This window comes from Caulobacter sp. 17J65-9, from assembly GCF_010975005.1.
GTDB lineage: Bacteria > Pseudomonadota > Alphaproteobacteria > Caulobacterales > Caulobacteraceae > 17J80-11.
Genome location: NZ_JAAIVC010000143.1, coordinates 1 through 10,150 on the forward strand (window position 1 = coordinate 1; position 10,150 = coordinate 10,150).

At 67.8% G+C, this 10,150-nt stretch carries 9 protein-coding genes; 4 read left to right on the top strand and 5 right to left on the bottom strand.

The window, feature by feature from the left end:
• Both G3573_RS17030 and G3573_RS17035 read left to right on the top strand, forming a co-directional pair.
• On the top strand, positions 1–1,276 hold a 1,276-nt coding region (locus tag G3573_RS17030), incomplete at its 5' end, for an alpha/beta fold hydrolase (protein ID WP_276208742.1).
• Positions 1,277–1,567: 291 nt separating this feature from the next.
• Entirely contained in the window at positions 1,568–2,863 is a 1,296-nt protein-coding gene (locus tag G3573_RS17035) for a DUF4062 domain-containing protein (RefSeq protein ID WP_163262791.1), read from the top strand.
• 312 nt (positions 2,864–3,175) lie between these two features.
• Here G3573_RS17035 and G3573_RS17040 read toward each other — a convergent pair whose 3' ends face one another.
• The 5 genes from G3573_RS17040 to G3573_RS17060 form a co-directional block, all read right to left on the bottom strand.
• Positions 3,176–4,327: a hypothetical protein gene (locus G3573_RS17040; protein ID WP_163262793.1), complete on the bottom strand. Its 1,152-nt coding sequence runs from the start codon at positions 4,325–4,327 to the stop codon at positions 3,176–3,178.
• Between the two features lie 335 nt (positions 4,328–4,662).
• On the bottom strand, positions 4,663–4,887 hold the full coding sequence (locus G3573_RS17045; protein ID WP_163262795.1) for a hypothetical protein: 225 nt from the start codon (positions 4,885–4,887) through the stop codon (positions 4,663–4,665).
• 4 nt (positions 4,888–4,891) lie between these two features.
• Complete coding sequence (locus G3573_RS17050) at positions 4,892–5,377, bottom strand: surface-adhesin E family protein (protein ID WP_163262797.1); 486 nt, start codon at positions 5,375–5,377, stop codon at positions 4,892–4,894.
• A complete protein-coding gene (locus G3573_RS17055; RefSeq protein WP_163262799.1) occupies positions 5,377–7,518 on the bottom strand; it encodes a S9 family peptidase in 2,142 nt (713 codons plus the stop codon). The genes G3573_RS17050 and G3573_RS17055 overlap by 1 nt, the downstream gene beginning before the upstream one ends.
• A gap of 141 nt (positions 7,519–7,659) precedes the next feature.
• Positions 7,660–8,010 (bottom strand): endonuclease domain-containing protein, encoded by a 351-nt coding sequence (locus G3573_RS17060; protein WP_163262801.1) that lies wholly within the window; start codon positions 8,008–8,010, stop codon positions 7,660–7,662.
• 268 nt (positions 8,011–8,278) lie between these two features.
• On the opposite strand from G3573_RS17060, the gene G3573_RS17065 reads away from it, so the two are divergent.
• Together G3573_RS17065 and G3573_RS17070 are read left to right on the top strand one after the other, a co-directional pair.
• Positions 8,279–9,037: a hypothetical protein gene (locus G3573_RS17065; RefSeq protein WP_163262803.1), complete on the top strand. Its 759-nt coding sequence runs from the start codon at positions 8,279–8,281 to the stop codon at positions 9,035–9,037.
• A 278-nt stretch (positions 9,038–9,315) separates the two neighbouring features.
• Positions 9,316–10,047, top strand: a complete 732-nt coding sequence (locus G3573_RS17070; protein WP_163262805.1) for a hypothetical protein — start codon at positions 9,316–9,318, stop codon at positions 10,045–10,047.
• The last annotated feature ends 103 nt before the right edge of the window (positions 10,048–10,150 follow it).

Here is a 10,150-nt window from a genome sequence, read left to right on the forward strand (position 1 = left end):
GCCGCCGCCCGCGCCGGTCAAGGAGCCGTTCCGCTGGCCCTGGCAGAAGCCGCCGCCGCCCCCGCCGCCGCCGCCTCCCCCACCGCCGCCTCCGCCTCCCCCGCCTCCGCCGCCGCCCCCGGAGGCCAAGGCCTTCGACCTGGTCGAGGTGTTCTACGCCACCCACCGCAAGCCGACCGGCCTGCGCGAGCCGGCCCGTTACTTCGGCACGGAGAAGGGCCCGCTGAGCTACGGCAAGCTGACGGTCAGCGTGCCGCGCGACCGCGAGGTCGGCGAGGTGTCGACCTATTCCGTGTTCTCGCTGGAGATGCGCCCCGACCCGAAGAAGCACTTCCTGCTGAAGAAGGTCGAGCCGATCCGCGACGCCAAGGGCTTCTTCGACGGCGTGCGCGGGCGGGTTTCACGCTCCGGCTCGGGCGACGTCGTGGTGTTCGTGCACGGCTTCAACACCAGCTTCGAGGGCGCGGCCCTGCGCACCGCCCAGATCGCCGCCGACCTGCACCTGGACGGCGCGCCGATCCTGTATTCCTGGCCGTCGAAGGCGAACCTGTTCGGCTATTCGGCCGACGCGGCGGAAGCGGCCGACGAGGCCACGCTGCGCGACCTGGCCCAGTTCCTGGACGACGTGCGCCGCAAGACCGGGGCCAAGCGCGTGCACCTGGTCGCCCACTCCATGGGCAACCGCCTGCTGGCCCGCGCGCTGGCGGCCCTGGCCGAGCGCCCGGGTGCAGCCCCGCTGTTCGACGAGGTCGTGCTGGCCGCCCCGGACGTGGGCGTGGAGGAGTTCGACAAGCTGTGGCCGAAGCTCAGCAAGACCGGCCGGCGCTTCACGCTGTACGCCTCGCGCAACGACAAGGCGCTGCAGGTCTCGCGCCAGGTCAACGGCGAGCGCCGCGTCGGCGACGCCGCCCTGCCGGTGGTCAAGACCGGTCTGCAGACGGTGGACACCTCGGGCGCCAGCGGCGGCCTGCTGGGCCACGACGACTTCGCCGGCACGGCGCTGGACGACTTCCGCGCGGTGCTGTGGCTGAGCCTGGCCCCGGAGCGCCGCTGCGTGCTCAAGCGCACCGGCGGCAAGACCGGCTGGTGGCTGTTCGGCGCCGGCTGCCCGGAGGCCGAGTTCCACGCCGCCATGGCGAGAGTCCACGCCGCCGGCGGCTACGACCCGGCGCTGGCGGCGCTGAAGGCCGAGCTGGCCCGCGCTGGCACCGGCCCGCAGGCGGAGACGCTAAGGCGGCTGGCGCGGCGGATCGGGGAGCTGAAGGCCGGGAAATAAAGAAGCTCCCTTCTCCCCTTGCGGGAGAAGGAGGGGCCCGCGCGGCCGCAGGCCGCGTGGGAGGATGAGGGGTCGCGCCGCCGGTCGCCTTCGATCGTGACGCTCGGGCTTGTCCCGAGGGCCCAGACCTCAGCCGCACGACGCATCTCACTGGGCCGGCTAGCAGGCTAGAGAGACTTCCGGGCCGGAAGAAAGTCTTGGCCGTCCACTGCTCCCGGTGGCTGAGCTTGAGGCGGGTGCGACTGCGGAATATCAGCGGGACAAGAGCTATAGATTCGCGGTGGAGCTAACGTGAAGAAGCCTACGTTCTTTCTGTCGTCGACAATATATGACTTTCGGGACCTTCGAAGCGGGATAAAGTTCTTCCTGGAGGAACAAGGCTGCCGCGTTCTGGCCTCAGAGTTTAACGACTTCAGCAAATCACTTGACACACACTCTTACGAGGCTTGCCTTCAAAGCATTCAGCAGGCCGATTACTTCGTGCTATTAATCGGCAACCGTGTCGGCGGATGGTACAATGAAAACGACAGGACAAGCATCACTCAACAGGAGTATAGAGCAGCCTACAACCTCCAGAATGCCGGAAAATTAAAGATCGCCTCTTTTGTGCGGGCGGACGTTTGGCAGTTCAAAGAAGACTATAAATCACTAGCAAAGCACTTGAAATCCGCACCGATAGATGCGTCAACAAGGGCCGCTATCGCGAAATACCCGAACAAGACGGTCGACGACGCGGAGTTCATCGTACGCTTCATTGACGAGGTCGGAAAGAACGAGGAGACGACTAGCGCGCGGCGGGGCGAAGGTGACTTTCCGACCGGCAACTGGATTCACGTTTTCACGGAATTCGGCGAGGTCATCGATGTTCTTCGCGCTTTGGTTTTCAATGGTACCCCCGCCGATGAGGCGGTGTTTCGTGCCGCATTGAGACGCGAACTGGCCGACTTGCTTTCGGTATCGCTCGTCAAGGTTCGCGATGGCGTTGTCAGTCCGCGCCCCTACGTCGAGAGCTTCAACGCGGCTTACAGGATTACGGACGCCACGCGTCGGCGAACGTTCCATGGCGTCCCCGCGAAGGATTGGGATGCTTTGACGTCCCTGCTGATGCATTGGATCAACCGGACTTTGCGGGTGAACGTGCTGATTGAGGCGTTGTCGCACTCGGCTTTCATGGAGTTCGACCGGGTCCAAGGCCTTTGCAGGGAAACGCCAGCGTTCCGGGCCATCCTTCGGTTGGCCGAGGAGGTTCGCGCTTTAAATGCCGCCGCTTCCGAGGAAGCGCTGGCGCCAATATTCAAATATTCACCAAAGGCGAGACTTAATCCAGAGGCGGACCTAGTCACAGTTGAAGTGCATGAATTGGCCAGCTTGCTTCAACTTGCATTCAGGTGGGTGAACGTTGTCGAGCTGTCCTCGGCACTACTCGCATACTTGGAGGGGGAGCAGCTGATAGAGCCGGACCTTCTGCCTCGCTCGCCGGTGGCTGACTTCGATAGGAAGCTTGAAAAAGAGCGAGTTACGCCAGAAGAGGCGCTCAAGTATGCTGTGGCGCGCGCGGTCAGCCCCCAAAGCGGCGGTAACAACTAAGAAATCAATCCGCAGAGACGGGAACTCGTTTCGGGGCTATTCCATGTTCACGCGGAAACCAGGTTGTGCTGGTCGGTCTTCTTGGCGCGCAGGCGGGCGCCCCACTTGGCCGGTTCGAAGCACTGGGTCTGGCTGCCCCAGAGCCCGCCCTAGATCCATGGTGGAATTGGAGCGCTCGGGACCGGGCTGCTCAAGGACGCGCGGCACGCGCGCCGCGGCGCGGCCGGCCCGTCCGGGCCGGTCCTTGACCAGCCCGGCCCCGAGCGCAAGCTCGCCGCCATGGGTTCTAAGGCGCGGGGTGCGGGCCGCCGCTCACCAGCGCGCGGCGTCCTGTTCGGCGCAGGCCTGGACTAGGCTGGCGACCTGTTCGGCGGTGACGTCGGGCGGCGCGGCGGCCGTGCCGCGATTCCGGTACTGCTCGCAGAGCACGGCCGGAATTCCTCCGGGCGAGGTCCAGCGCAGCGTCTGTTCGAATCGCTGGCCGACCAGTTCGGGCTGGGCGGCGGCGTCCGCCTGCAGGCGCTCGATGACAGCCTGGGCCGCCTTGCCGTAGCCCCAGCCTGCGGGGGCCTCGGAGAGGACCCTGCAGTCCTCGGCCCGGCCTTGGGCGGACAGCCGGCAATCGACCCGCGCCTCGCCTCCGACACCGTGCAGAATCCCCCAACCCGGCTGATAGCGCAGCACCAGTCCGGCCGTCAGGTTGGTCCATTTCGGCGTCGGCGCGGCCGGGGCGTCGGCGGCGGCCGACCTGAGCACCGGCGGCGCGGCCCCCTCCGGCAGGGCGGCGACGTGGGGCCGCGCGTAGGCGGCGGGTGCCTGACCTTCCGCCCAGGCCGGCTTGGTGTCCGCCGTCGCCATCCAGTTCATGCAGCTGCGCCCGTAAATCGCACGGTCCGGCGTCCGGAAGCGGGCGTTCTCCAGCGCCGCCAGGGCGACCGGCGCACCGGCGATCGCCTCGGCGGCGGCGCGGCCGGCCTCAGTCTGGGACAGGGTGATCCGTGGAGTGTCGAGCACGGAAACGTAGGTCAACTGGCCGCCGCCCTGCGGTGCGCGGCGGGCCGCCTGCTCGACCGCGCCGCGGGCGTCCAGGGCGCCGAGGTACAGGACCTGCCCGCCGGTGACCGAGAACCGCACGGTCGAGGCGTTCAGACAGCCGATGCTCTGCGACAGCGCCATACCGGCGATGACGTAGTCGCCGGGCTTCACCTTCACGACGTGCCAGCGGCGGCCGTTCACCTCGCGCCAGCTTCCGAGAGCTTCCGGCTTCGGCCAGCCGCTATTTGGGTCGATGCGGCCGTAGGCCGGCGCGTAGTCGAAGAAGGCGTCCTCGGCCTCCTCGACGATCAGCCAGGCGGAGTCCGGTCGCACCTTGAGCGGCCCGCCGCCCGCCTGCGCCGCCGCGCCGAAGGCTACGGCCGCCAAACCCCCGATCGCCGCCCTGCAGGCCCACCGTCCGATGTTCACGCCGCTTCCCCCGACTCGCATCCAGCGCGTGGGGTTAGCTGCGCCGTCGGGGGCAGCGGATGGGGCGGTTCGTCGCACGGCGGCGGTGGTAGGCTTCCCGGGCTTTCACGCCCTGGAGCGGTCGAACGAGCTCCCTTCTCCCCTTGCGGGGGAAGGAGGGGCCCGCGTGGCCGAAGGCCAGGTGGGAGAATGAGGGGTTTCTCCGCAATCGGCGGCGCGACCCCTCACCCTCCCACGCTTCGCGTGGGCCCCTCCCTCTCCCGCAAGGGGAGAGGGGTACGGAGGGCCGAGCCGATGAGTTCTAGGGCGCGGCGTGAGCGCGAAGCCCCCTACTCTCAGCCTTTTTTGACCTCGGGCCATTCCCAGTGTGTGACACCCATTTCGTCCACCACGACGGCCCGATCTGCGCCGGGGTACCGGGCGAGGGCGAACTTCGCCATCGCTTCGACCATGTCCCAAGGGGCTTCGATGTTCATGATCTCGCCCCGGCTGACGTCCGATGGCGATGAGCCGTCCTTCATGACGATGATGGAATACGTGGTCATGATCGCGGCGCGCACCGGGTCAACCCGTGGCCCCAGACGCCGCGTGCTCCCTCAGCCAGTCGTCGTAAAAACGGCGAACGCCGTCCTTGTCGGGGAAGTGGACCATCCAGGGCTCGGTCTTGCGCTCACAGATCAGCGCCAGGGCGCCTCCGTCCTCAGCGCGCAGCGGAACGACCTCGCCGGTCGGCCCGCTACGGCCGATCTCTTTCCCGTCGGCGTCGTAAGTCACCGTGCCGAGCGAAGTCATCGTCCGACGCACGCAGTCGTGGCGATAGGTCGAGACGCTCGACTTCATCTGATGAAAGCCGATGCGCTCAGTCCCGGCAGCCAGGTAGAGCACCTGCACGGTCGCGTAATCGCCCTCGCGCACCTGGCTGTCGAGGTCGGCTGCGAACATCTGATCCGGCAGCACGATCATCACGTAGTAGTCCTCGGCCCGTGCCGTCGCGGCGCCGGCGCCCCATAGCGCAAGCGCGACCAGGCCCCCCGGCGCCAGCGCTCGCATCACTTCTCCACTCCCAGCTCGGTCAGGATGAACCCGTAGCTCTCCGCCGTCTCCCGGAACTTCCGGAACCGGCCCGACTTGCCGCCGTGGCCCGCCTCCATGTTCACGCGGAAGACCAGGTTGTGCTGGTCGGTCTTCTTGGCGCGCAGGCGGGCGACCCACTTGGCGGGCTCGAAGTACTGGACCTGGCTGTCCCACAGGCCGGTGCCGACGTAGATGGCCGGATAGGCCTTGGCCTCGACGTTGTCGTAGGGCGAGTAGGACAGCATGTACTTGTAGTAGGTCGGGTCCTTGGGGTTGCCCCACTCGTCGAACTCGTTGGTGGTCAGCGGGATGCTCTCGTCCAGCATGGTGGTGACCACGTCGACGAACGGCACCTGGGCGACCATGGCGCGGTAGTCGTTCGGGGCCATGTTGGCCACCGCGCCCATCAACAGGCCGCCGGCCGAACCGCCCATGGCGGCGACGCGGTCCTGCTTGGCGTAGCCTTCCTTCACCAGGAAGCGGGTGACGTCGATGAAGTCGGTGAAGGTGTTCTTCTTGTTCAGCAGGTGGCCGTCGTCGTACCAGGCCCGGCCCATTTCCTGGCCGCCGCGGATGTGGGCGATGGCGTAGACCATGCCGCGGTCGAGCAAGCTGACCACCGAGGGCGAGAAGTTCGGGTCGGTGGAGATGCCGTAGCTGCCGTAGGCGTACTGCAGCATGGCGGCCGTGCCGTCCTTCTTGAAGCCCTTCCTGTACACCACCGAGACCGGCACCTTCGTGCCGTCGCGCGCGGTCGCCCACAGCCGCTCGGTGACGTAGTTCGCCGGGTCGTAGCCGCCCAGCACCGGGGTGCGCTTCAGCATCTCGCGCGCGCCGGTCTTCACGTCGACCTCGTAGATGGTCTGGGGCGTGGTCAGCGAGGTGTAGCTGTAGCGCAGCTTGGTGCTGTTCGGCTCGGCGTTGGTCGAGAAGCCCATGGTGTAGGCCGGCTCGTCGCTGGCCACGAAGCTGGACTTGCCGTCCGGGGTCAGGGTGCGGATGCGGCGCAAGCCCCCGGAGCGCTCGTCGATGGCCACGAAGCCGTCGAACAGGGTGTAGCCCTGGATGAAGACGTCCTTGGACGCTGGCACCAGGTCGCGCCACTGGCCGGGATCGCCCCAGCGCGTGGAGCCGTCGCCCATGGTCATCAGCTTGAAGTTCTTGGCGCCGCCCCAGTTGGTGCGGATCACCCAGCGGTCGCCCAGCTGGTCGGCCTCGTACTCGTGGTCGCGCAGGCGCGGCGCGATGGTGCGGAAGTAGGACCCGCCCGGCTCGCCGTTCTTCGCGAAGTCGGCGTTCGCCTGCGAGCAGCGCTGCTCGGTCGAGACCGTGCTCTGCAGGTAGATGCACACGTACTTGTCCGAGCGGGTGCGCCCCAGGCCCATGTAGAAGGAGGTGTCCTTCTCCTCGTAGAGCAGCTTGTCGGCGCTGGCCGGCGTGCCCAGCACGTGCGCCTTCACCCGGGTCGACAGCAGGGTGACCGGGTCCTTCTCGACGTAGAAGACGGTCTTGTTGTCGTCGGCCCAGACCAGGTTCGGCTCGGCGTTGGGGATCTCGTCGGCGAGCGTCTGGCCGGTGGTCAGGTCCTTGAACTTCACGACGTACTGGCGCCGGCCCACCGTATCCTCGGCGTAGGCCAGGATGCGGTTGTCCTGGCTGACCACCCAGTCGGAGACGGCGAAGAAGCCCTTGCCTTGCGCCATCGCGCTCTGGTCCAGCATGACCTGCTCGGGGGCGCTCATGTCGCCCTGGCGGCGCGCCAGGACCGGGTAGTCCTTACCGGTCTCGAAGCGGGTGTAGTACCAGTAGCCGCGCTGGCGGTACGGGACGGAGCTGTCGTCCTGTTTGATGCGCCCGACGATCTCGCCGTACAGCTTTTCCTGCAGCGCCTTGGTCGGGGCCAGCACCGCGTCGGTGTAGGCGTTCTCGGCGTTGAGGTAGGCCAGCATCTCCGGATTCTTCCGGGTGTCGTCGCGCAGCCAGTAGTACTCGTCCTGGCGCGCGCCGGCGGGGGCGGCGACCTCGTACGGCTTCCTGGCGGCGACCGGCGCGTCTGCGGCGTAGGCGGCCGGCGCGGCCAGGCCGGCCGCGATCGCGGCGGCGATGATGGAGCGCATTGGGATCCCCCCGGGGTGGTGACGTTCGTTACGGTTAAGCTCGCACGGGTCAGCGGGGGCGCCAACTAAATCCTCCCCCTCTGGGGGAGGGGGACCACGCGTAGCGTGGTGGAGGGGGCTCGCCCTGGCGCGACGGCGCCGCTACCGCGCGCCCACCTCCTCCCGCAACCCTTCCAGCACCGCCTCGAGATCCGCGAGCACCGCCCTGGCTGGAATCCGCACGATCCGAACGCCGCGGGCTGAAATCCACGCGTCGCGACGCGCGTCGTGGCGCATGGCGTCCGGCTGGTCGTGCCCCGAACCGTCGATCTCGACGGCCAGCTTCTGGGCGTCGCAATAGAAGTCGACAATGTAAGGACCGAACGGGTGCTGGCGTCGAAACTTGCAGCCCGCGAACCCGGCGCGCAGGACCCGCCACAGCACGACCTCGGGCAGGCTCATCCTCCGCCGAAGACGGCGTGCGCGCTCCACCGTCAGCTTCGGCGCGTCCATCGTCGCCCCCGGTCGGAGATGGAGCGTGTGGGTATGGGCCCCGGCGCGTCAAGCTGGAGCCCCCTCCACCGCCTTCGGCGGTCCCCCTCCCCCACGCGCGCTTCGCGCGCTCGGGGGAGGATTTGCCCCCCTCGCAACGTGGCGCCGCGGCCACGGCGGGGGCGCTCCGGACACGGATGGATAACAGCGTTATTGCAAAGCTTGCGCTCGCCTCGTAGGTGAACCCGCCCGCCGCGGACCCCTCCCCGGCGCGCTGACGGGGGATCCCATGAAGAAGCTGTTGTCCGCGTCCGCGGCCGTCGCCGCCCTGTTCGCCGCCGCTCCGGCCTTCGCCGGTTCGGGCTATGTCGACCTGAGCTACGCCGATCTCGACGCCGGCTTCGTCGACTTCAAGGCCGTCAACCTGGGCGGCGCGGCCGTGACCGAGATCGGCGGCGACTGGAACATCCAGGGCGAGGCCACCGTGCACCGCGTCGACGTCGACTTCTTCGGCCCGTCGACCAACCTGAACTTCACCGACGCCGGCCTGCACCTGTTCAAGCGCAACGACAGCTGGGCCGCCGGCGTCTACGCCGACAGCACCGACGTCTTGATGATGAGCGCCTGGGGCCTGGGCGTCGAAGGCGCCAAGTACTTCGACCGCGCCACGATCAACGGCTCGATCGGCCTCAACCAGGCCGAGGGCGGCCCGTTCTTCGGCGGCGACAACGTCGACGGCTGGAACGCCACCCTGGGCGCCACCTTCTTCGCCACCGACAACATCTCGATCGGCGCCGACGTCAAGCACATGGACGTCGAGGACCTGGACGCCACCGTCTGGGGCCTGACCGCCGAGTTCAAGCCGGACACCATGCCGGTGTCGTTCTTCGCCGGCTATCGCAGCCAGGACGAGAACTTCTTCGGCGAGGACTCCTCCAGCTGGCGCCTCGGCGTGCGCTGGAACTTCGGCTCCGGCTCGCTGAAGGAACGCGACCGTTCGGGCGCCTCCATGCACGGCGGCATGGGCTTCGCCGACGTCCTGTTCTGACCGGTATCTGAGACACCCTCCTCTCGAGGGACGACTTGGGGCCTCGCGGGCGACCGCGGGGCCCTTTCTTTGCGCACAGCTCTTCACGCCAGTCTTCACGCCAGGCCGAGGACGCCAAGTTGCGGACGCGTCCGGGACACGCCCTGTGGCCGCCCCGCCACGCCCGGGCGCAGATCGTTTGGCTCGAATACCAACGTTCTTGCAGGTAATGTGAAGCTTGGTCTAAGTCGCGCACAACCGCCGGGCGAACCGGCGGATGCACCCCGGGGGTTATCCAAATGAAGAAGCTTCTCGTCGCGTCCGCGGCCGCCGCCGCCCTGTTCGCCGCCGCTCCGGCCTTCGCCGGCGCCGGCCAGGTGGACCTCAGCTACTCCAACGTCGAAGACGAAGTGGACGTCATCAACCTGGGCGGCGCCGCCGTCACCGGGATCGGCGGCGACTGGAACATCCAGGGCGACGCTACCGTGCACCGCGTCGACACCGGCTTCGGCGCCATGAACTTCACCGACGCCGCCCTGCACCTGTTCAAGCGCACCGACGGCTTCGCCGCCGGCGTCTACCTCGACACCAGCGACGTCTCGATGGCCAGCGCCTGGGGCCTGGGCGTCGAAGGCGCCAAGTACTTCGACCAGGCGACCATCTCCGGCTCGCTGGGCATGAACACCATCGACATGATGGGCTCGGACGCCGACGGCTGGAACGCCTCGCTGGGCGCCACCTACTTCCCGACCGACAACATCGCCCTGGGCGCCTCGGTCAGCTACGCCGACATCGACTTCATCGACAGCGTCACCAGCTGGGGCCTGTCGGCCGAGTTCAAGCCGGAGACCATGCCGGTGTCGTTCTTCGCCGGCTACGCCAACCAGGACATCGCCAGCTTCAGCGGCGACGACGTCACCACCTGGACGCTGGGCCTGCGCTGGAACTTCGGCTCCGGCTCGCTGAAGGAGCGCGATCGCTCGGGCGCCTCGATGAAGGGCGGCATCAACATGGGCGACCTGCTCTTCTGATCTGGCCCGCCTGACTGAATGCGAAGGCCCCGCGGGCGACCGCGGGGCCTTTTTATTCCTCCCCCTCTGGGGGAGGGGGACCACCCGAAGGGTGGTGGAGGGG

What these genes read in the sequence shown, in the direction of transcription:
- G3573_RS17050 (WP_163262797.1), bottom strand. Translation starts at nt 5,377, where the DNA reads ATGCGAGCGCTGGCGCCGGGGGGCCTGGTCGCGCTTGCGCTATGGGGC.
- G3573_RS17055 (WP_163262799.1), bottom strand. Translation starts at nt 7,518, where the DNA reads ATGCGCTCCATCATCGCCGCCGCGATCGCGGCCGGCCTGGCCGCGCCG.
- G3573_RS17060 (WP_163262801.1), bottom strand. Translation starts at nt 8,010, where the DNA reads ATGGACGCGCCGAAGCTGACGGTGGAGCGCGCACGCCGTCTTCGGCGG.
- G3573_RS17065 (WP_163262803.1), top strand. Translation starts at nt 8,279, where the DNA reads ATGAAGAAGCTGTTGTCCGCGTCCGCGGCCGTCGCCGCCCTGTTCGCC.
- G3573_RS17070 (WP_163262805.1), top strand. Translation starts at nt 9,316, where the DNA reads ATGAAGAAGCTTCTCGTCGCGTCCGCGGCCGCCGCCGCCCTGTTCGCC.